The sequence below is a fragment of the Streptomyces sp. NPDC059166 genome (genome assembly GCF_042755185.1).
Lineage (GTDB): Bacteria > Actinomycetota > Actinomycetes > Streptomycetales > Streptomycetaceae > Streptomyces.
The window spans coordinates 61091-81850 of sequence record NZ_JBHZCI010000029.1 but is presented as its reverse complement, the minus strand read 5'-3'; the positions used below and the strand labels follow the sequence as shown (position 1 = coordinate 81850).

23 protein-coding genes are annotated in these 20760 nt (G+C 71.5%); 10 read left to right on the top strand and 13 right to left on the bottom strand.

The features are described from left to right. Positions 1-148: 148 nt before the first annotated feature. The gene (locus ACFXOA_RS22030; protein ID WP_385031043.1) at positions 149-361 is read right to left on the bottom strand and encodes a hypothetical protein; all 213 of its coding nucleotides are present in this window, start codon (positions 359-361) and stop codon (positions 149-151) included. 209 nt (positions 362-570) lie between these two features. On the opposite strand from ACFXOA_RS22030, the gene ACFXOA_RS22025 reads away from it, so the two are divergent. Next, on the top strand, positions 571-1380 hold the full coding sequence (locus ACFXOA_RS22025; RefSeq protein ID WP_385031040.1) for an endonuclease I family protein: 810 nt from the start codon (positions 571-573) through the stop codon (positions 1378-1380). 151 nt (positions 1381-1531) lie between these two features. Here the strand turns inward: ACFXOA_RS22025 and ACFXOA_RS22020 are convergent, their stop codons facing one another. Beyond that, positions 1532-2026: a DUF1269 domain-containing protein gene (locus tag ACFXOA_RS22020; RefSeq protein ID WP_385031037.1), complete on the bottom strand. Its 495-nt coding sequence runs from the start codon at positions 2024-2026 to the stop codon at positions 1532-1534. Positions 2027-2162: 136 nt separating this feature from the next. On the opposite strand from ACFXOA_RS22020, the gene ACFXOA_RS22015 reads away from it, so the two are divergent. Both ACFXOA_RS22015 and ACFXOA_RS22010 read left to right on the top strand, forming a co-directional pair. Further along, positions 2163-3278 carry a chemotaxis protein gene (locus ACFXOA_RS22015; protein ID WP_385031034.1) on the top strand — a complete coding sequence of 372 codons (1116 nt, stop codon included), beginning with the start codon at positions 2163-2165 and terminating at the stop codon, positions 3276-3278. Between the two features lie 109 nt (positions 3279-3387). Next, a complete protein-coding gene (locus ACFXOA_RS22010; protein ID WP_385031031.1) occupies positions 3388-3795 on the top strand; it encodes a hypothetical protein in 408 nt (135 codons plus the stop codon). A gap of 79 nt (positions 3796-3874) precedes the next feature. On the opposite strand, the gene ACFXOA_RS22005 is transcribed toward ACFXOA_RS22010, so the two are convergent. The 6 genes from ACFXOA_RS22005 to ACFXOA_RS21980 all read right to left on the bottom strand — a co-directional run bounded on the left by ACFXOA_RS22005 (position 3875) and on the right by ACFXOA_RS21980 (position 10245). Then, positions 3875-5281 carry an NADP-dependent succinic semialdehyde dehydrogenase gene (locus ACFXOA_RS22005; protein WP_385031029.1) on the bottom strand — a complete coding sequence of 469 codons (1407 nt, stop codon included), beginning with the start codon at positions 5279-5281 and terminating at the stop codon, positions 3875-3877. Between the two features lie 136 nt (positions 5282-5417). Continuing rightward, the gene (locus ACFXOA_RS22000; protein ID WP_385031026.1) at positions 5418-5951 is read right to left on the bottom strand and encodes an ATP-binding protein; all 534 of its coding nucleotides are present in this window, start codon (positions 5949-5951) and stop codon (positions 5418-5420) included. A 154-nt stretch (positions 5952-6105) separates the two neighbouring features. Next, positions 6106-8202: a xanthine dehydrogenase family protein molybdopterin-binding subunit gene (locus tag ACFXOA_RS21995; protein WP_385031023.1), complete on the bottom strand. Its 2097-nt coding sequence runs from the start codon at positions 8200-8202 to the stop codon at positions 6106-6108. A gap of 44 nt (positions 8203-8246) precedes the next feature. Beyond that, positions 8247-9242, bottom strand: a complete 996-nt coding sequence (locus tag ACFXOA_RS21990; RefSeq protein ID WP_385031020.1) for an FAD binding domain-containing protein — start codon at positions 9240-9242, stop codon at positions 8247-8249. Next, positions 9239-9811 (bottom strand): 2Fe-2S iron-sulfur cluster-binding protein, encoded by a 573-nt coding sequence (locus ACFXOA_RS21985; protein ID WP_385031017.1) that lies wholly within the window; start codon positions 9809-9811, stop codon positions 9239-9241. Before ACFXOA_RS21985 ends, ACFXOA_RS21990 begins: the two co-directional genes overlap by 4 nt. A gap of 38 nt (positions 9812-9849) precedes the next feature. Next, positions 9850-10245 carry a hypothetical protein gene (locus ACFXOA_RS21980; RefSeq protein WP_385031108.1) on the bottom strand — a complete coding sequence of 132 codons (396 nt, stop codon included), beginning with the start codon at positions 10243-10245 and terminating at the stop codon, positions 9850-9852. A 392-nt stretch (positions 10246-10637) separates the two neighbouring features. On the opposite strand from ACFXOA_RS21980, the gene ACFXOA_RS21975 reads away from it, so the two are divergent. The 3 genes from ACFXOA_RS21975 (at position 10638) to ACFXOA_RS21965 (ending at position 12931) form a co-directional block, all read left to right on the top strand. Then, positions 10638-10976 carry a DUF6479 family protein gene (locus ACFXOA_RS21975; protein ID WP_385031014.1) on the top strand — a complete coding sequence of 113 codons (339 nt, stop codon included), beginning with the start codon at positions 10638-10640 and terminating at the stop codon, positions 10974-10976. A 109-nt stretch (positions 10977-11085) separates the two neighbouring features. Next, on the top strand, positions 11086-12000 hold the full coding sequence (locus tag ACFXOA_RS21970) for a cation diffusion facilitator family transporter (RefSeq protein ID WP_385031011.1): 915 nt from the start codon (positions 11086-11088) through the stop codon (positions 11998-12000). A 103-nt stretch (positions 12001-12103) separates the two neighbouring features. Beyond that, entirely contained in the window at positions 12104-12931 is an 828-nt protein-coding gene (locus tag ACFXOA_RS21965) for a VOC family protein (protein WP_385031008.1), read from the top strand. Between the two features lie 3 nt (positions 12932-12934). Here the strand turns inward: ACFXOA_RS21965 and ACFXOA_RS21960 are convergent, their stop codons facing one another. Continuing rightward, complete coding sequence (locus ACFXOA_RS21960; protein ID WP_385031005.1) at positions 12935-13516, bottom strand: DUF6328 family protein; 582 nt, start codon at positions 13514-13516, stop codon at positions 12935-12937. Between the two features lie 284 nt (positions 13517-13800). On the opposite strand from ACFXOA_RS21960, the gene ACFXOA_RS21955 reads away from it, so the two are divergent. Further along, entirely contained in the window at positions 13801-14187 is a 387-nt protein-coding gene (locus tag ACFXOA_RS21955) for a VOC family protein (RefSeq protein ID WP_385031002.1), read from the top strand. A gap of 36 nt (positions 14188-14223) precedes the next feature. Here the strand turns inward: ACFXOA_RS21955 and ACFXOA_RS21950 are convergent, their stop codons facing one another. Then, the gene (locus ACFXOA_RS21950) at positions 14224-14706 is read right to left on the bottom strand and encodes a GNAT family N-acetyltransferase (RefSeq protein WP_385030999.1); all 483 of its coding nucleotides are present in this window, start codon (positions 14704-14706) and stop codon (positions 14224-14226) included. A gap of 264 nt (positions 14707-14970) precedes the next feature. Continuing rightward, positions 14971-15099, bottom strand: a complete 129-nt coding sequence (locus ACFXOA_RS21945) for a DnaJ family domain-containing protein (RefSeq protein WP_385031105.1) — start codon at positions 15097-15099, stop codon at positions 14971-14973. 276 nt (positions 15100-15375) lie between these two features. Between ACFXOA_RS21945 and ACFXOA_RS21940 the strand changes: the two genes are divergently transcribed. Continuing rightward, a complete protein-coding gene (locus tag ACFXOA_RS21940; RefSeq protein ID WP_385030996.1) occupies positions 15376-15954 on the top strand; it encodes a hypothetical protein in 579 nt (192 codons plus the stop codon). Next, a complete protein-coding gene (locus ACFXOA_RS21935; protein ID WP_385030993.1) occupies positions 15951-16580 on the top strand; it encodes a hypothetical protein in 630 nt (209 codons plus the stop codon). The genes ACFXOA_RS21940 and ACFXOA_RS21935 overlap by 4 nt, the downstream gene beginning before the upstream one ends. Positions 16581-16679: 99 nt before the next feature. On the opposite strand, the gene ACFXOA_RS21930 is transcribed toward ACFXOA_RS21935, so the two are convergent. Both ACFXOA_RS21930 and ACFXOA_RS21925 read right to left on the bottom strand, forming a co-directional pair. Next, entirely contained in the window at positions 16680-17477 is a 798-nt protein-coding gene (locus ACFXOA_RS21930) for a tyrosine-protein phosphatase (protein WP_385030990.1), read from the bottom strand. Positions 17478-17582: 105 nt separating this feature from the next. After that, positions 17583-18077, bottom strand: coding sequence for a DUF6325 family protein (locus tag ACFXOA_RS21925; RefSeq protein ID WP_385030987.1), 495 nt, complete (start codon positions 18075-18077; stop codon positions 17583-17585). A 203-nt stretch (positions 18078-18280) separates the two neighbouring features. Here ACFXOA_RS21925 and ACFXOA_RS21920 point away from each other — a divergent pair, with 203 nt between their 5' ends. Then, positions 18281-20668, top strand: coding sequence for an ATP-binding cassette domain-containing protein (locus tag ACFXOA_RS21920; RefSeq protein WP_385030984.1), 2388 nt, complete (start codon positions 18281-18283; stop codon positions 20666-20668). Positions 20669-20760: the final 92 nt, after the last annotated feature.

Below are 20760 nucleotides of genomic sequence, written 5' to 3'. Positions count from 1 at the left end.
GTGCCGTGCATCACACGGCGGAGTCGCATGGGGTCTCCCCTGCTCGAACGGAGTCGAGAGCCGGGGGAAGGAGCGTCGGGGACCGACGACAACGCCGCGAGGTGCGGCACCAGGGCACGCGAGCCCGGCGTGATCCGCACGAGAGGCTCTAGGGGAGCCGCTTCTCGATGGCCGACCTCCCCTCCTCGGAGATCCTGTGCCGCGCCCATTCGAGGCTTTCCGGTGTCAGGTCCCGCCCCGAGGCGAGGACCAGGTCCTCCGCGGTGGGCTGGTCGTCGCCGCCGGTGTGCAGCAGCCGGTCGGGGGTGACCCCCCGTGCGTCCCGCGCGGGTGCGGATAGGGATTCAGGCTCTTCGCTCATACCGCCTCCTCGTCCTTGCGGCAATTCTCGCGCCGGGGAGGCATCGGCGCATCCGATGCGGCCGGACAGGAGGCCGGACAGCCACTTGACTTGCACATGATAATCACGCAACGTTCACATGGCGGCACCGTGCGTGTGGAAGGCTCCCGGTCCGGAGCCGGATTCCGGACACACGACAGCGCTCAGCCGCCCCGGAAAGGACACCCCACATGTCCGTTCGTCGCCGTATCTACGCGCGTCCGCTACTCGCCACGGCCGCCTCGGTCCTGATTCTGACCTGCGCCGCCGCCACCGCCCCCGCGACCACCCCCGACGGATCGGCCGTCACCACCCTCGACGACACCTACTACCAGGACGCCCTGGGCAAGACCGGTACCGCGCTCAGGAGTTCGCTCCACACGATCATCAGCGACCAGACCACCCTCTCCTACAGCCAGGTGTGGGACGCCCTCAAGGCCACCGACGAGGATCCGGCCGACGCCTCCCGCGTGATCCTCCTCTACACCGGCCGTTCGCAGTCGAAGAACGACAACGGCGGCGCCGTGGGGGACTGGAACCGCGAGCACGTGTGGGCGAAGTCCCACGGCGACTTCGGTACGTCCACCGGCCCCGGGACCGACATCCACCACCTGCGCCCCACGGACGTCCAGGTCAACTCCATCAGGGGCAACAAGGACTTCGACAACGGCGGCAGCGCCGTGGCGGGCGCTCCCGGCAACTACACCGACGGAGACTCCTTCGAACCACGTGACGCGGTGAAGGGGGACGTCGCCCGGATGATCCTCTACATGGCGGTGCGCTACGAGGGCGACGACGCCTTCGCCGACCTGGAGCCGAACGACAGCGTGAACAACGGCTCGGCCCCGAACATCGGGCGGCTGTCCGTGCTGAAGCAGTGGAGCCAGGAGGACCCGCCGGACAGCTTCGAGCAGAACCGGAACGACGTCATATTCGAGCGGTTCCAGCACAACCGGAACCCGTTCATCGACCACCCGGAGTGGGTCGAGGCGATCTGGTAGGCGGCCGGACCGGCCGCGCGCAGCGCGCCCCGGGCTCCTCGCGGGAGCCCGGGCACGGCCGGTCCGCTCCCGCGCCGGACCACCCGGCTCGGCCAGGACGGCCCCCGGGGAGGATGCGCACCGGCCGGCCCCACGGCCCGGCACCCCGGCGTCACTCCCCCTCGTCGCCGAAGATCTCCCGGAGCTTCGCCTCCCGCTCCGCGTCGAGGTTGCTGTGCAGCAGCCGCGCCCCGCCACCGGGGAGCGACTCGCTGATACGGCTGGGGACCTCGTCCGTGGTGAGGAGGAAGAGAGCGGACGTACCCGGGGTCACCTTCTCCTTGACCTCGGCGATGAACTCGTCGTCGATGCCGATGTCCGCGAGCCGTCCCCCCAGCGCCCCCGCCGCCGCACCGATGGCCGCCCCCAGCAAGGGCATGAGGAAGATGAGCCCGAAGAGCATCCCCCAGAAGGTACCGCTCAGGGCGCCCGCGCCGACGAGGTTGATCAGCTGCTTCGTCTTCGGCTTCGGCCGGTCGACGGGCCAGGTGACGACGGCGGCGTCGAGGATCTTGACCAGCCCCTCCTTCTGCAGCGACTTCAGGGAGGTCTCGACGTTCTCGGCGCCCTCGGCGGACTGGAACTTCCACACGGTGAGCGTGGACATGGCACACACCTCCGGAACAGGCGGAATAATTCGCCCATATTAGGATCAAACGGTATGAATTGACTCGTCGAACGATCCGCTCCCCACCCAGGGGCGACATCAGCAACGCCGACCCAGAGCCCTCCGGGAGGGAACGATGGATACGGACGCCCTGACGCCCGGCCTACTGCAGGAACTTCGCGCCACCAGGACCTATCCGGCGCTGTCACTGACGATGCCGACCCACCGCCGGGCACCGGACAACGCCCAAGACTCCGTGCGCCTGAGGAATCTGGTGGCCGAGGCCGCCCGCCGCCTGGACGAGGACCCGCGCGTGACCCCGGAGGCCCGCAGTGCGGTGAAGGCGCAGCTGGACCGGGCGGTCGCGGAGGTGGACCAGCGCCGGGCGCAGGACTCCCTCGTCATCCTCGCCGACGCCGACGAGTACCAGATCTGGCAGCTGCCGCGCACCGCACCCGAGCGGGTGGTCCTCAGCGACAGCTACCTCACCCGCAATCTCGTCGCGGCGAAGGCCGGCGCCCAGCCGTTCCGGGTCCTCACCCTCTCCGCGGAGCACGCGTGCCTCTTCTCCGGCACGAACGACGGACTGACCCCCGAGCACCGGGGCGGATTCCCCCTCACCGCTCCGCACGAGGCACCCAACCCCCAGCGCGAGGAGCGGATCGGGGACACCCCGAGCACCTACAGCAGCGAGGACGCGCGCAACTTCCTGCGCACGGTCGACGAGAAGCTGCGCGCGGTGACGGCCGCGGATCCGCGGCCGCTCTTCCTCGTGGGCCTGGCGCCCGCTCTCTCGCTCCTCGACGAGGTGGGCGAGAGCGCGAAGCCGGCCATCGGCCGGGTCGCGAAGGGTACGACCGCCGGCACGAGCGGCCCCGAACTGGCCAAGGAGCTGGCTCCCGCCCTCGAGGAGTGGCGCCGGGACACCGCGACGGGCATCCGGACCAGGCTCGACGGCGCCCAGAGCAGTCACTCCTTCGCCGGAGGACTCGACGAGGTCTGGCTCGCCGTCAAGGAGGGCCGCGCGGGACTGGTCGCGGTCGAGGAGCACTTCGAGCGGACGGTCAGGGTGACGGACGGCCATCTGGAGCCCGTGGGTCCTGACGTCGCCGCCTCGTCGGACGACCGGATCCGCGAGGACATCGTCGACGAACTGATCGAGGCGGCACTGGACAAGGGGTGCGAGGTCGCGTTCGTCGCCGACGACTCCCTCGCGGACCACGGCCGGCTGGCAGCGGTCCTGCGGTTCTGACGGCGCGTCGCGCGTGAGGATTATGTGAACGATGTCTAGGTTTGGCGCTCCGAAGTCGATCTCACCGCGTGATCTCACCGATCACGTCGTGCACGAAGGAGAGCCATCCATGGACCGATTCAGGCGCGCGTCGGCTGCGGCGCTGCTCACAGCGGCGGCGCTGGCCGGCGCCGTGGGCGGGGCCGCGGCGTCGTCCGGTGTCCCCGCACCGCCGTCCGGGGAGCGCGCGCAGGACCTCGCGGCGCGACCGGCCCTCTCCGCCTACGCCACCGCCCGCAACGTCGCGGCCTGGGAGGAGTTCCGTATCCACGGCTCCGCCCGCAACATCGGCGCCGGCACCCCGGTGACGCTGCAGCAGAAGCAGGGCGAGCGCTGGGTGGCGCTGCCCGCCACGATGAGCACCGGCCGGACCGGCGAGTACAGCCTCCGCGTCAGGCTGGGGATGAAGGGCGAGAACGCCCTCCGTATCGTCGGCGGCGGCGCCGTCTCACCGGTCGTGCACACGGTCGTCGGCTGAGCCCTCTTCCGCGCACGCCTCGGCCGCCCCGCACGCACGCAGGGCGGCCGAAGCACGTCGTGCGGGGCCGGGGCCCCGCTCAGCCGGCGTCAGGGGCCGGGCCGTACCAGACGGTGGTGGCGTTGCAGAACTCCCGGATTCCGTGGCCGGCGAGCTCCCGGCCGTATCCCGATCGCTTCACCCCGCCGAAGGGCAGTGCGGGGTGGGAGGCCGTCATCCCGTTGAAGAAGACACCGCCCGCTTCGATGTCCCGCACACAGCGGTCCATCTCCTGCTGATCGCCGGTCCAGACGTTCGAGCTCAGCCCGAACGGTGTGTCGTTGGCGAGGTCCACGGCCTCGTCCAGATCGGCGACCCGGTAGAGCGTCGCCACCGGCCCGAAGGTCTCCTCCCGGTGGATGCGCATGGCCGGCGTGATCCCGGTGAGCACGGTGGGCTCGTAGAACCAGCCACGGTCCAGGCCGTCGGGGCGCCGCCCACCGCACAGCGCGGTGGCACCCTTGCCGAGGGCGTCGGTGACGAGCTCCTCGAGGTCGGTCCTGCCCTGTTCGCTGGAGAGCGGCCCCACGTCGGTGGACTCCTCCAGCGGATCGCCCACGGTCAGGGCGCGCATGCCCGCGGTGAACCGCTCGGCGAACGCGTCGTACACGTCCGTGTGGACGATGAAACGCTTGGCCGCGATGCAGGACTGGCCGTTGTTCTGGACGCGGGCGGTGACCGCGGTCGCCGCGGCCTTCTCGATGTCGGCCGACGGCATGACGACGTAGGGGTCGCTGCCGCCGAGTTCCAGCACCGTCCTCTTCACCTCGTCGCCGGCGACGGAGGCGACCGCGCGGCCGGCGGGTTCACTTCCGGTGAGTGTCGCCGCCGCCACCCGGGGGTCCCGGAGCACGGCCTCGACCGCGCCCGAACCGATGAGGAGCGTCTGGAAGCACCCTTCGGGGAAACCCGCCCTGGAGAACAGGTCCTCGATGTACAGGGCGGTCTGCGGGACGTTCGAGGCGTGCTTGAGCAGTCCGGTGTTCCCCGCCATGAGCGCGGGCGCGGCGAAGCGCACGACCTGCCAGAGAGGGAAGTTCCACGGCATCACGGCCAGGACGACGCCCAAGGGCCGGTAGTGCACCCGGGCCCGCGCGGCGCCGGAGTCCTTGACGTCCGTGTCGGAGGGGTGCTCGTCGGCGAGAAGGCGCTCCGCGTTGTCCGCGTACCAGCGCATCGCCTTGGCGCACTTGGCGGCTTCCGCGCGGGCGGCCTTGACCGGCTTGCCCATCTCGACGGTCATGGTGCGGGCGATGCCGGCCTGGTCGTCGTCGAGGAGGTCGGCGGCCCGGTGCATGAGGCGCGCCCGCTCGGCGAAGTCCGTCGTGCGGTAGCTTCGGAACGCCTGGTGGGCCGTGGCGATCCTGCGCTCGGTCTCCTGCTCGTCCAGCGCGTCGAACGTCCTGATCGTCTCGCCGTCGGCGGGATTGACCGTCGCGATGGGCATGCTGTCTCTCCTTGCGTCGCTCTTCGTCCGTCCCGCGTCGCGGGCGCGCGACGCGGCTCCCCCACGCACACGTACCCGGCCGGCGCGGATCATGCGTGCCGCGGGCACGCCGTCCTCGCCGGCCGGGCCGGTGCGGTCACACGAGTTCGGCGACCGGTGCCCCTTCGGCGGCCGGCACGGCCTCGGGCGCGGGGGTGACGTCGGCGACCGGCGCACCCTCGCCGGCCGGGCCGCCGAGGAACGTACGGCCGCCGGGCAGCGGGGTCCGCGGAAGGAGGCCGGTGGTACACGGCGTCTCCGCGTACCGCGTGAACCACACGACCTTGCCGTCGGTGGTCCGGCAGGTGCCCCAGCTGTCGCTCAGGGCCATGACACGGCTGAGGCCGCCGCCGCCGCCGTCGAGCAGGCGGGGCATCCGCGGATCGTTGTCGGCCACCGACACCGTCAGGTGCCGGCCCGTCCAGCGGAGTTCGACGACGCACTCGTTGTCGTCGCCGACGTGCCTCTGGACGTTCGTCAGGAGCTCCTCCGCGGCCCGGCACACGGGCCGGACGTGCAGATCGAGACTCCAGTGACGAAGGTGCGCGGCGACTATGCGCCGCAGCTGGGAAATGCGCTCTGCCGACACCTGCAGTTCGACCAGATAGTGCCGGTCGAGTGGAACGGTCATCGTCGAGGCTCCTCACCACGCGAGGCCCACGGCTTCGACCCGTCTGAACCAACGACCCCCGAACACGAAGCGTGAGCAGTAATCACTTCTGGGTCACTCATCAGGGTGACCCCGGGGGGCCGGTTGCGCAACCGAAGCGGTCCGTCACCGGGTGTCACGGCAGGTAGGGCAGCACCTTGTCGGGGGTGAGGGGCAGTTCCCGCAGCCGGGCGCCCGTGGCGTGCCGCACCGCGTTCCCGATCGCCGCCGCCGTTCCGACGATGCCGATCTCGCCGATGCCCTTGCTTCCCATGGGGTTGAGGTGCGGGTCGTCCTCGTCGATCCAGTGCGCCTGGATGTCCGGGACGTCCGCGCAGGAGGGCACGTGGTAGGAAGCCAGGTCGTTCTCGGTGAAGTCACCGAAGACGGGGTCGATCCCGCTGCCCTCGGTGAGGGCCATGCCGAGGCCCATGACCATGCCGCCGATGAACTGGGAGCGCGCCGTACGGGAGTTGAGGATGCGTCCGGCCGCGTACACGCCGAGCAGCCTGCGTACGCGGATCTCACCGGTGAGCGAGTCGACCGCCACCTCGGCGAAGTGGGCGCCGAAGGCGTGCCGGGCGTAGGGGGATTCGAGCGCCGCCTCCTCCCGGGTGTCGGCGGTGACGGTGACGCCCTCGGGGGGCAGCGGCCCTGTGCGGGCGGCGAGCCGGTCCCGGAGGGCGGTCGCGGCCTTGTGCACGGCCGAGCCCCAGGAGGCGGTTCCGGAGGAGCCGCCCGCGACGGACCCGAAGGGCAGGTCGCTCCTGCCGATGTCGGTCCGCACGTTCTCCACGGGTGTCCCCAGGACCGAGGCGGCGATCTGTGCCAGCACGGTACGGGCTCCCGTGCCGATGTCGGTGGCGTTGACGCCGACGCGGTACGAGCCGTCGGGCGCGGCGTGCGCGGAGGCGGCCGACGGCGCGACGAGGACCGGGTACGTCGCCGACGCGACGCCGGTGCCGAGGAGCCAGGGCCCGTCCTCACGGACGGCGGGCTCCGGGTCCCTGCCGTTCCATCCGAAGCGCTGTGCGCCCTCGCGCAGACAGGCGGCGAGACCGCGGCTGCTGAAGCGCCGTCCGCTGTCGGGTTCGGTCCGCGGCTCGTTGCGCAGGCGCAGCTCGACGGGGTCGATCCCGAGGGCGCAGGCCAGTTCGTCCATCGCGGACTCCAGGGCGTACATCCCCGGCGCCTCTCCCGGGGCGCGCATCCAGGACGGGCTGGGCACGTCGAGTGCCACCACGCGGTGTTCCGTGCGACTGTGCGGCGAGGCGTACATGACACGAGCGGGGACCGCGGCCTGCTCCACGAACTCCTTGATCCGCGAGGTGTGGGTGACGATCTCGTGGGTGACGCTGGACAGGACGCCGTCGCGGCCGGCGCCCAGACGTACGCGCTGGAGGGTGGGCGCACGGTGGCCGACCACAGCTGCCATGGAGCGCCGGGGCAGCGCCAGCTGCACCGGCTGCCCGGTGTGGAGGGAGGCCATCGCGGCGAGCACCACCTGGGGGCGTGGGGTGCCCTTCGAGCCGAAGCCTCCGCCGACGTGCTCGGAGAGGACCGTGACGTCGTCGCCGTCGATCCCGAACGCCTTGGAGAGGCTGTCGCGCACCGCGTTCGAGCCCTGACTCGAGTCGTGGACCGTCAGGTGCCCGTCGGCCCAGGAGGCCGTGGAGGCGTGCGGTTCCATGGGGTGGTTGTGCAGTGGGCGCAGCGTGTAGACCGAGTCGATCCGCACCGGCGCGGCTTCGAACGCCCGCATGGCGTCACCGCGTTCACGCAGGCCGGGGTGTCCCCCGTTGGCCTCGTCCGGCGTGTAGAGCCCGGGATGGTCGCCGGTGAGGACGACGTCGTGCCCGTGGGTGGAGTACTCGACGTGCACCGCCGCTGCCCCGGCCCTCGCCGACTCGGGGGTCTCCGCCACGACGAGGGCGACGGGCCAGCCCCGGTGGGGCACGTGGTCGTCCTGAAGTACGGAGAGGATGGGGTCGTCCGGCTCCTCGAGCCGTGGGGCGTTCTCGTGGGTCAGGACTGCGCGCACGCCCGGGTCGGCGAGGGCGTCGGCGGTCCGGACGGCGGTCACGCGGCCGCTCGCGACGGTCGCGGGGACGATCCAGGCGTGGAGGTGGCCCGGTCGGGTGTGCTCGGCGGCGTAGCGGGCGGCGCCGGTGACCTTGTCGCGGCCCTCGCGGCGTACGACGGGCGCGCCCAGCGCCCGGGGGGTGTCGCTCATGACGGAAGCCTCGGTTCCTCGGGGTGTGCGAAGCGGCTCGCGGATCAGGCGCTTCCTGTCCGGGAGCCGAGCTCGGTGAGGGCGGCGACGGCCAGCCTCCGGGCCAGGACGACCTTGAAGCCGTTGTCGCGCAGGGGGGTGGCGGCGGCGAGCTCCGCGTCCACCGCACGGGTCAGGACGTCCTCGACGGGCTGCGCCCCGCGGATCATGTCCTCGGCGACTCGGGCTCGCCACGGCCGGTGCGCGAGCCCGCCGAACGCCAGCGCCACCCGCTCGACCCGGCCGTCACGGACGCCGAGCACCGCCGCGACGGAGGCCAGGGCGAAGGCGTACGAGGCGCGGTCCCGTGCCTTGCGGTACAGGGAGACGGCGCCGTCCGGCGGTGGCGGCAGCACCACTTCGGTGAGCAGTTCGCCCGGACGGATCACCGTGTCCTGGTCGGGGTTGTCCCCCGGGAGCCGGTGGAAGTCGGTCACCGGGACGGTCCGTTCTCCCTCGGGGCCGTGCAGCTGCACCGTGGCGTCGAGGGCGGCGAGGGCGACCGCCATGTCCGAGGGGTTGGTGGCGACGCACTCCTGCGAGTGGCCCAGCACCGCCAGATCGCGGTGCGCGCCCTCACGTGCCGGGCAGCCCGATCCGGGAGTCCGCTTGTTGCAGGGTTTGGAGACGTCCTGGAAGTAGGGGCAGCGGGTGCGCTGGAGCAGGTTCCCGCCGGTGGTGGCGGTGTTGCGCAGCTGCCCCGACGCACCGGCCAGCAACGCCTGGGACAGGGCGGGGTACCGGCGCCTCACGTCGGGGTGGGCGGCGAGGTCGCTGTTGCGTACGGTCGCGCCGATCCGGAGCCCTCCGTCGGCGGTGGGTGTGACCCGGTCCAGCGGCAGCCGGGTGACGTCGACGAGCAGAGCGGGCGACTCCACCCCCAGCTTCATCAGGTCGACCAGGTTGGTGCCGCCTCCGAGGAAGCGTGCGCCGGGGTGCCCGGCCCCTGCTCGGACGGCCTCCGCCACAGATCCGGGGCGCAGGTAGGCGAAGGGCTTCACGGGGCCACGTCCTCGATCGCCTCGACGATGTGGGGATAGGCGCCGCACCGGCACAGGTTGCCGCTCATGCGTTCGCGGATCTCGTCCCGGTCCAGGGGCGCCGGTCCCTCCGCGGCGAGCGCGGTCCACGGGGTCACGTGGGACGGGAAGCCGTCCTCGGCCTCACCGAGCATGCCGGCGGCGGAACAGATCTGTCCCGGGGTGCAGTACCCGCACTGCAGCGCGTCCCGCTCCAGGAACGCGGACTGCAGCGGATGCGGCTCGTCACCCGAGGCCAGCCCTTCGACGCTGGTGATGTGCGCGTCCTGCTGGGCGACGGCCAGGAGGAGGCAGCTGTTGGCGCGACGCCCCTCGACGAGGACGGTGCACGCACCGCACTGCCCGTGGTCGCAGCCCTTCTTGGCTCCGGTGAGTCCGAGGTGCTCACGCAGTGCGTCGAGCAGCGTGGTGCGGTGATCGAGCGTCAGGGTCCGTTCCTCACCGTTGACATGGAGGGTGAAGGTCGAACGGTCGCCGTCGGAGGGGGCCCGTGCCGCTTCCGTGCCGACGGCCCCCAGGGTGTCGTCCATCTACGCGTGCCTTCCTGCTCGGGTGTGGTGCGTCGTGGTCACGCGGGACGGTGGCTCTCCAGCCGCAGACGGATCTCCTGCTCCTGGTCGCCCGCCGCCGTCCCGACGAGCCGTACGGAGAAGGCGTCCGCCAGGAGGGTCCGCAGCCGGTCGACGGCCCAGTAGCCGCCCTGCGCCTCGACCATCACCGGCACGGAGAGGCGTTCGGGCCCCGGACCGGCCTTCGTCTCCGAGACGTCGACGGTCGCCGTCCACACGGTGGGACGGGTGTCCGACGCCTCCTGCGGGGTGTCGCTCTCGGGGCGGTCCGACACGAAGGCGCGGCGCAGCACGTCGAAGACCGTGCGTGCGTCCTCCTTCGGGCAGCCGGTCACCGCCACCACCACGTCTCCGCTCTCCTGGTGCGGCTGCGTCTGTTCCTTCGCGCTGTTCACCATGGTTCCTTTCGGTGGAGGCGTCCGGACGCCCCTCGGAGGACCCACCGCGGTCACGGGCCGGGAAGTCGTCGTCCACGACACGCGGCACCACCGCGGGGCACTCCTCGTGCGTCCCGGGCCTTACTCCAGGCTCACCCCACGGCGTCGTGTCTGCGACACGAGCGAGGGCCGTGCGCCCAGCGGTGCCGGCTCAGGCGGCCGGCCGCCTGAGCCGGGGCGGCATGGGGGGCGTGCCCCTGGGAACCCGAGACCCAGGCGTGGATACCCGCCCCGTGATCATCGTGTAGCCGATTCGCGCCATATGAAACACATTTACCTTGACATCGCCATAAAACATGAATTCATGTCAATGGCTGTCTGTGATCGACTCCCCGGGGTATGCGCCATGCATGGACGTAACGAACGGAGCAAGGGACACGCTCGCCGCCACCCTCGCCGACGACGGACCGGGCGCGGTGGGTGTGGTCGTCGGCGTGGTCGGCCTCGCTGTGGTGGTTCTGCTGATCGGCGCCTTCTGGTTCGGCATGAGGCGCCGTGACAAGGAGTCGCCGCCTCCGCGCCCCGAGGAGCAGCCGCCCCGTCCGGACCACCGGACCGAGATCCGGGAGAGCGGCCCCCACCACCGGGACGACTTCCCCGCGGACGGCCGGGCGATGACCCCGTACGAGCTCAGCGACCACGGCAACGAGCCGGTCCGGCCGCCGGAGGACGACGAACGGCGTGACTGAGACACGTTCCGCACGGCTGTCCGCGCCCGCCGACGAGTACGGCCGGACAGCCGTTTCCGGCCCTGAGCGCTCACGTCTTCGATCGGAGGAACATGAAACCGGGGGGCATATGAACCAGCCCGAGTCGGACCGCAGGACACGCGTCACCGTCCTCGTCGCCCTGGCCGCCAATCTGGTGATCGCTGCGGCGAAGACAGTGGGGGGACTCCTCTCGGGGTCCCCCGCACTCCTTTCCGAGGCCGCCCACTCCGTGGCGGACAGCGTCAACGAGGTGTTCCTGCTGGCCGCGCTGCGGCGCAGCAACCGTCCGCCCGACGCCCGCCACCCCTTCGGATACGGCAAGGAGCGCTACTTCTGGTCGCTCCTCGCCGCCGTCGGCATCTTCGTCGTGGGCGGCTGCTTCTCGTTCTTCCAGGGCTTCGAGGCGCTGGGCCGGGACGAGCAGGAGTCGTCGGGCGGGTACACGGTCGGCCTGATCGTCCTCGCCGTCGCGCTGCTCGCCGAGGGGGCTTCCCTGGTACGGGCTCTGCTGCAGCTGCGCCGCGAGAAGGGCGCCGCCCGCGATCCGGCGCTGCGCACGGTCATCGCCGAGGACAGCACGGCCGTGCTGGGCGTCCTGCTGGCCATGGCGGGCATGGTGCTTCACCTGGTGACGGGCGATGCCGTCTGGGAGGCCTCGGCCTCGCTGGGAATCGGGCTGCTGCTGGTCTACGTCGCGTTCCGGCTCGGCCGGGACGCCCGCGACCGGCTGATCGGGGAATCCGCCGACCCGGAACTCCGACGGGGCGTGGAGGAGATGCTCACGTCGCAGGCGGAGATCGACAACGTGGCGGCGCTGTTCACCATGGGCCTGGGCCTCGACTCCGTGCTGGTGGCCGCCAGGGTCGATCTGGCGCCCGGGATCGACAGCGAGGAGGTGGAGCGGGTCTCCGTCCGGATCAAGCGGTCGATCGGCGACAACTGGCCGGAGGCGGAGCACGTCTTCCTCGACATCACCAACGCTCCCCCGCGCGGCGGGGTCTGATCCCCCTCCTCGGCGTGTTGCGGGAGTCGCCGGAGCGCATGAGGCTGGTCCTGGCCGCGCGGCACCGGACAAGGCATGCCGCAGAACGATAAGGCAGTGGACCATGACCTCTAGCGATCCGCGGACCGCTCCCGAACCTGCGGTGCTGAGCGGTGCGAGCGCCCCGTGCTGGGTGCATCTGGTGACCCGCGACCTCGAGGACGCGCAGCGCTTCTACAGCGCCGTCCTCGGCTGGACCTTCCGCCCCGGACCCCTGGGCCGCGAGTTCGTGATGGCACGCTCCCAGGGTGTGCCGGTGGCCGGGATCGGCGCCGTCGCCACCGCCTACCAGGTGGCCGTCGCCTGGATGCCGTACTTCTCGGTCCGCGACGCGGACGTCGTGACCGACCGGATCCGTGAACGCAGCGGAACCGTGGGGGTGGGCCCGCTCACCGTCGGACAGGGACGGGCCGTGCTGGCCGCCGACCGGGACGGAGCCTCCTTCGGTGTCTGGGAGTGGACGGGGCGGGCCGCCACCCTCGCACCGTCCGGCAACCGGGCGCACGCCTGGCTGCGTCTGCGTACGCGGGACGCGTTCGACGCCGCGATCTTCTACGGCGAGGTGCTCGGCTGGGAGAGCGGTGAGCCGGGCGGCTGCGAGGTGGCGTACGTCAAGGAGGAGGTCCTCGTGCGCTGCAACGGCCGCCCGCTGGCCCGGATCAGTTCCGGTGCGGTGGAAGCCGCGCCCGATCCGCAGGTGCGGCCGCACTGGCAGGTGCAGTTCCCGGTCCCGGACGTCAGCTCGACCGTCGAGGCGGCGCAGCGAAGCGGTGGGACCCTCGTGGAACTCCGGGAGGTGCAGCACGGCAGTGAGGCGACCCTGCGGGACCCGGACGGCGGGCTCTTCACCGTGACGGATGTGCGGGGCCCCGCAGAGCCCGGCGAGGGCTGACCCTCAGGGGCGCCGGCCCCGGTCCTCGGTGTGCCGGGCCTCGTCCTCGTCACCGGTCGCTCCGTCGCCGCCCCGTGCCATGGCCCACAGCGGGAAGACGAACCAGCAGACCAGGAACCACAGGGCCATCGCTCCCACCAGCCACAGGGCCGCCGTGTTGTGCAGCGCGACGCGCAGTATGAGCAGGAGGGTGCTGCACATGGTGCAGAAGAGCAGACCGAGCCCCAGCTTGGTGAGGCGCGACGCCCAGGTGACCGTCTGCGGCTTCATCCGGCGCCCGGTGAGCAGCCGGTGGTAGGACACGGGTCCGATGAGCGCCGCGGCGGTCGCCGATCCGAACATGACGGTCACGACGTAGATGTTCCGGTCGGTTGTGGAGAGGTCGGCGAACCGGGGCTGGAAGACCACCGCGAGCAGGAATCCGAAAAGGATCTGGACGCCCGTCTGCGCGACCCTGAGCTCCTGCAGGAGCTCTCCCCACTGCCGGTCGGCCCGCTCCTCCTCCGTCTCTCTCCGCCCGCTGCGCGGGTTGGTCCCTCCATCGGTTCTGCCGTTTCCGTCGCTGCCCGTGGGTATCTGTCCCATGGAGTCCTCCGCCACCTCGTAGAGGTGGTACTGGTTCCCCGCGGATCCGCTGTGAATCCCGGCGCCGCACGGACATGGCCGACGGGCCGGCGTACCAGCCGTGCTCTCCAGGGTGGGCCTGCGGCCGGCTTTCCACCATCGCACCGGACGCGTGCCGGCCGCGGGCCGAGGGCTCGACGCCTCTCGACGACACGCCTAACATCGGCGTACGGCATCGCGCGCCGGTCACCGTCCGGGTGAGGCGTGGAGGTAGCCCGTGAGATGCCTTCTGGAGGCATTCCACCGTGTCCGTCGAGCTGAACCACACCATCGTCCACTGCCGGGACAACCGCGAGTCCGCGGAGTTCCTGGCGCACATCCTCGGCCTGACCGCGGGAGCGGAGTGGGGCCCGTTCGTCCCGCTCGTCCTGTCCAACGGGGTCACTCTCGACTTCGCCACCGTGCCCGCCGCCTCGATCTCGGTGCAGCACTACGCGTTCCTCGTGTCGGAGGCGGAGTTCTCCTCCGCCTTCGAGCGGATCGAGGCGCGGGGGATCACGTACTGGGCGGATCCCCACCGCAGGCACCCCGGCGAGATCAATCACAACGACGGCGGGCGCGGGGTGTACTTCCCCGATCCCAGCGGTCACGGGATGGAGCTGATCACCCGCCCGTACGGCGGCCGGCCGTAGCACTCCCCGTCCGCCGGCGGGGTCCGGGGCCGCGCTCTACGGGTGTTCCGTGGGCAGGACGAATTCCGGCCGGTCCCACATCACCGCCGGCGGACGGGCCCGGACGGTTCCCGCGCGTTCCGCGCCCACCGCGCGGTAGAAGCCCTCGGCCGGCGGGTGCGCGACCACACGCACGGAGTCCAGCCCCGCGCGGCGTGCCTCGTCGCGGAGATGGGACACGAGGAGCCTGCCCACGCCCGTCCCCTGGACGTCGTCCGCGACGAACATCAGGTCGAGTTCCGGCGGGGACAGGATCAGGGAGTAGAAGCCGAGCACCCGGCCGTCAGCCGCTTCGGCGACATGCACCGCGTGGGCCTCGATGTAGTCGGGTCCCACCCTGTATCCGGCGACCATCGGGGCGTACGGCCCCTCGTACGCACGTGACGACGTGACCAGGCGGGTGAGCCTTCTGGCGTCCCGTGCGACGGCGCGCCGGACCCTGACCTCCCGGCCCCGGCCGACCGTAATGCTCGATCTCATACCGCGAGTATTACGCACGTGGGGCACCGACCGCGCCACAGCGGCCGCTTCCCTCCGCCCGCCGGCGCGCGACGGGGCCTCGACGTCCAGCGGCGGAGGTTCGGCAAGGGGCCCTCCGGCGGCCGGGCGAGCGCCGCGCGGATCGCGTCGTGCCTCGTCCAGGATGCGCCGGACCTCTGCCTCCGACCTCGCTCCCGCGGCTCCTCCCTGGCGTCCTCCACCGCATTCCGCAGTGCCGGCGACGGAGGGAGGGCGGACAGCCCCTCACGCTCCGTCTTCGCCTTGATCCACCACATCGGGTCGTACGGCTTGTCGAGGCCCTGCAGGGGCTCCCGCACCCGGGAGATCGGTGAAGGCGCCGCGCTGCTCCGCCTCACGGATCTGCCGGTCCACCCAGGTCTCGGAGCTCACACCGGCGGGCCTGCGTTCGGACACTCCGCACGCCTTTCACAACTCGCCCCGCGATGAGGCGAGTTCGGCCTCCCTGCGGCTCGGCCGGACGGCGTCTTCCAGGATACCGGCGACATCGTCGGCATGAACGCGCCTGAGGGGGTAACACGGCTGGTGCACAGAGCCCGGGCCGAGCACGGAACCGGGCCCGCACCGGAAGGGGTTGACGAGAGTGGAACAGCACGACGCACCGAACGCCGGCCGACGGGAGCGTCGGCCATGACCACTGTGCTGATCGTTGTCGCCGTACTCCTGGTGGCGGCGCTGGCCTTCTTCCTCGTCCGTGGGAGGGGTACCGGCGGGCACGGGCTGCGGCGACGCTTCGGACCCGAGTACGACCGGACCGTCGCCCGTCACGACGGCGACACGAAGGCGGCCGAGCACGAACTGGCCGAGCGCGTGAAGCAGCACGGCTCGCTGTCCGAGCGGCCCCTGCCGGCGGAAGCCCGCGAGGCGTACGCCCGCCGGTGGACCGAGGTGCAGGAGCAGTTCATCGACTCCCCCAAGGACGCCGTCGTCGCGGCCGACGCCCTGCTGGCCCGGCTGGCCCGGGACCGCGGCTTCCCGGACGGCGCCGGCTTCGAGGAGCAGACGGCCGCGCTCTCCGTCCACCACGCCCACGAGGTGGACGGCTACCGCAGGGTCCACACCGCGGTACGCGGCCAGGGCGACACCGAGGAGATGCGGAAGGCCCTGATCGAGTCCCGTGCGCTGTTCGACGTGCTCCTCGCGGACGCACCGGACACGCACACCAGGACGGACCGACACGAAGCGAAGAAAGGCAGTGCGACAGCATGACCGACCGCAACGAGCACACGACGGAGTCCGTCCCGGCCGCGGAGCGGCTGCGTGACGCCGGCACGAACGGCGCCACGCCCGAGGCCCGGCCCGCCGCGGCGACGGGCAGAAAGCCCGGACGGACGCCGGACTCCGAGCTCACCACCGCTCAGGAGCACAGGCCCGGCGCCGTGTCCGCCACCACGCCCGGCGAGAAGCCCGGCGCGACCGCCGGACTCACCCCGGGCGAGGGGAAGGGCCTGGACCCGAAGCACGCGGGCAGCGGCGAACCGGCCGTTCCTCCCGCGCCGCGTACCGCACCCGAGGTTCCGCCGACGGCCGGGCGGACCGGCCGTGACGGATCGGCCGGCACGGAAGGGCCCCTGGTACCGCGCGGCGAACAGGACAAGCTGGCGCAGCGCATGCAGCACGCCGTCACGGAGTTCGTCGAGAGCCCGCGCAGGGCGGTCGAGGAGGCCGAGAGCACGTTCGACGAGATCGTCTCGGGTCTGACCGAGGCGCTGGCCGAACGCAAGCGTGTGCTGCGCGCGAGCTGGCAGGGGCAGGACACCGAGGCACAGACCGAGGAACTGCGCATCGCGCTCCAGCGCTACCGGGACGTCGGCGAACAGCTTCTGAAGATCTGAGGCGGTGCGCCGCCCGCAACGGGCCCGGTGCCGTGTCCCCCGCGTCGCGGGAGCACGGCACCGGGCCCGTCCGCGCGCCGGGAGTCTCCGGGCGAGCCGTCAGACGGGGACGGCCAGGTCCGCCCGGAGGCTCTCGGCCACCGCCGGGGTGGGGCGCAGCGCCTTGACGAGGTACCCGTCGAGCCCGCCCCAGCGCTCGTTCATCGCGTCCAGGGCGGCTTCGAGGTAACGGGGCCGTGCCTCGATGACCGCGGAGGCGATGCCCGGATCGCCTCCCTCGTCCAGGAAGCGGGCCACGGCCGGCGCGTACGCGGCGCGCACGGCCCGGTTGACGGCGAGGAACTCCGCCCGTACGACCTCATGGGAGGCGCCCGCCAGCATGAGCAGCAGCGCGGTGGCCCAGCCCGTCCGGTCCTTGCCGGTCGCGCAGTGGAAGAGGAGCGGACGCGACCGGGGGTCGGCGACCGTGTCCAGGAAGGCCCGGTAGGCGGCGGCCGCGCCCGGGGACAGCACCATCTTGCGGTAGGTCTGCGCGAAGAGTTCCTCGGCCTTGCCACCGCCGAGCAGGGCGTTCGCCCCCTCGGGGTCGGCGAGCAGGGCCCGCAGCCTCGCCGGGGACACGCCCGGGTTGTCGCCGAGGACGTCGGCCACGAAGAGCCTGGCGCCGGCCGGCAGCCGGTCGGGGGCCCATCGGCGTTCCTCGGCGGTACGCAGGTCGACGACGGTGCGGATGCCCAGTGCGGCGACCGCCATGTCGTGTTCGGCGTCGAAGTCGCTCAGCTGGCCCGAGCGCAGGAGTATTCCCTGTCTCAGGCGGCGAGTGCGGCCCAGGGCGATGCCGCCCAGGTCGCGCAGGTTGACAACGGTCGATGCGGGGACGGCCCGGGCGGTCTGCACGATGAATGCCTCTTTCCCGACAGACTGCAGGTCGGAATCAACGTCGCACGGCGTGCGAGTATTCGACGAAGGAACGTGAGGTACCGGAGTGCCGTCCGGCAGTGGTCAGTCGGCGAGGATCCTCGTCTTCTGCTCCGAGAACTCGGACTCGGTGATGGCTCCCCGCTGCCTCAGGTCCGCGAGCCGTTCGAGCAGGGTGATGACGTCGTCCCCGCCGTCGGCCGGCACCCGCTCGTGGGCCAGCAGCTGTCCTCCGGCCTCCCGGACCACCCGGGTGAGCGGAACCGACCAGAGGTCCTCCCACACGATCAGCGCGGCGGAGCTCCCGGCGGGCATGCGGCCGAGTACGTCGAGGTCGGTGAGTCGCGGCAGCCCGGCCGGAAGGTCCTCCGGCGGCTCGAAGGGCACCAGCCCGCCCGGGTCCATCTCCCCCGGCGCCACAGGCTCGGGAGCGTCGTCGCCGGCTCTTCGGGCGAAGGCGAGATCGAGGATGCGCACCGCCTCGGACGCGACGGCGTCGGACAGGGCGGGGGCGATCGCGTCGGCGAAGCTTCCGCCGGGAAAGGTGACGACGAGGTACTCCACGGGTCCCACGGCCACGGTGCGTCCTTCCCCTGCGGTTCTGGATCGACAGCAGCTTAACTTCGGACATTCAGTGACGCACTGTGAAATAACATCCCGCTGCGCCGTCGGCTTCGCGTGACCGGTCAGGAATGGAGAAGCAAAGGCCCCCTGCCCCCCCGTAGCGTGTCGAGCAGGGGGACCGCGCGGAGGTCCCGCGAGCAGATGGGGAGTCGAGGAGCATGACCACCAGGAAGACCACGGGGTCGTCCGGGCCGCAGGCGTCCGACAACCACGACCGCATCCGTGTGCACGGCGCGCGTGTGAACAACCTTAAGGACGTCAGCGTCGAGATCCCCAAACGGCGGCTGACGGTGTTCACCGGAGTGTCGGGCTCGGGCAAGAGCTCCCTGGTGTTCGGCACGATCGCCGCCGAGTCGCAACGGCTGATCAACGAGACCTACAGCGCCTTCGTGCAGGGGTTCATGCCCACGCTCGCCCGCCCCGAGGTGGACGTGCTGGAGGGGCTGACCACCGCGATCAGCGTCGACCAGCAGCGGATGGGTGCCGATCCCCGGTCCACGGTCGGCACGGCGACGGACGCCAACGCGATGCTCCGGATCCTGTTCAGCAGGCTCGGGAAGCCGCACATCGGCCCGCCCAGCGCGTACTCCTTCAACACCGCCTCGGTCCGGGCGAGCGGCGCGATCACGGTCGAGCGCGGCAACAGGACCAAGGCCCAGAAGGCGACCTTCCACCGCACGGGCGGGATGTGCACGCGCTGCGAGGGCCGGGGCTCGGTCTCCGACATCGACCTGACCCAGCTCTACGACGACTCCAAGTCCCTGGCGGAGGGCGCGTTCACCATCCCCGGATGGAAGTCGGACAGCCAGTGGACCGTCCAGGTCTACGCCCAGTCCGGTTTCGTCGACCCCGACAAGCCCATCCGCGACTACACGAAGAAGGAACTCCGGGACTTCCTCTACGGGGAGCCGGTCAAGGTCAAGGTCAACGGCGTCAACCTCACCTACGAGGGGCTGATCCCCAAGATCCAGAAGTCCTTCCTGTCCAAGGACAAGGAAGCGATGCAGCCGCACATCCGGGCCTTCGTGGAACGCGCGGTCACCTTCACGACCTGCCCTGAATGCGACGGCACGCGGCTCAGCGCGGACGCCCGGTCCTCCAGGATCGAGCGCGTCAGCATCGCCGACGCCTGTGCGATGGAGATCCGTGACCTGGCCTCATGGGTCTCCGGTCTGGAGGAGCCGTCGGTGGCCCCCCTTCTGGCCTCCCTGCGTCACACACTCGACTCGTTCGTGGAGATCGGCCTCGGCTACCTCTCGCTGGACCGGCCGGCGGGCACGCTGTCGGGCGGTGAGGCACAGCGGGTCAAGATGGTGCGCCACCTCGGCTCCTCGCTCACCGATGTCACCTACGTGTTCGACGAGCCCACCATCGGGCTGCACCCGCACGACATCGAGCGGATGAACAACCTGCTGCTCAGGCTGCGCGACAAGGGCAACACCGTCCTCGTCGTCGAGCACAAGCCGGAGACGATCGCGATCGCCGACCACGTGGTCGACCTCGGCCCGGGCGCCGGTTCCGGCGGTGGCACCGTCTGCTTCCAGGGCACCGTGGCGGGTCTGCGGGCCGGTGACACCATCACGGGGCGGCACTTCGACGACCGCGCGGCGGTCAAGGAGACGGTGCGCGAGGCCACCGGCTCCCTGGAGATCCGCGGGGCCACGGCGAACAACCTGCGCAAGGTGGACGTCGACATCCCGCTGGGGGTGCTCGTCGCCGTCACGGGTGTCGCCGGTTCCGGCAAGAGTTCCCTGGTGCACGGGTCGATCCCCGCGGGCGAAGGCGTGGTGACGGTCGACCAGAGTCCGATCCGCGGTTCCAGGCGCAGCAACCCGGCGACGTACACCGGGCTGCTCGACCCCATCCGCAAGGCGTTCGCCAAGGAGAACGGCGTCAAGCCGGCGCTGTTCAGCGCCAATTCCGAGGGAGCGTGCCCCACCTGCAACGGCGCGGGTGTCGTCTACACGGACCTGGCCATGATGGCGGGCGTCGCCTCCCCGTGCGAGGACTGCGAGGGCAGGCGGTTCCAGGCCGCTGTGCTGGAGTACCGGCTCGGCGGCCGCGACATCAGCGAGGTGCTGGCGATGTCGGTGGCCGAGGCGGAGGAGTTCTTCGGCGAGGGCGAGGCCCGCCTCCCGGCCGCGCACCGCATCCTGGAGCGGCTCTCGGACGTCGGTCTCGGCTACCTCAGCCTCGGGCAGCCGCTCACCACGCTCTCCGGCGGTGAGCGCCAGCGCCTCAAGCTGGCCACCCACATGGGCGACAAGGGCGGGGTGTACGTCCTGGACGAGCCGACCACCGGTCTGCACCTCGCGGACGTCGAGCAGTTGCTCGGACTGCTCGACCGGCTCGTCGACTCCGGCAAGTCCGTGATCGTGGTCGAGCACCACCAAGCCGTGATGGCTCACGCCGACTGGATCATCGACCTGGGCCCGGGCGCCGGACACGACGGGGGCAAGGTCGTCTTCGAGGGCACCCCGGCCGCTCTGGTCGAGGCCCGGTCCACCCTCACGGGCGAGCACCTCGCCGCGTACGTCGGCGGCTGACGGGTTCACCGGTCCGGCCCCGCGGGCATCAGGCTCCGGAAGCTGATGCCCGCTCATGGACAAGGCCCCGTCACCTGGGAAAATCACCGCAT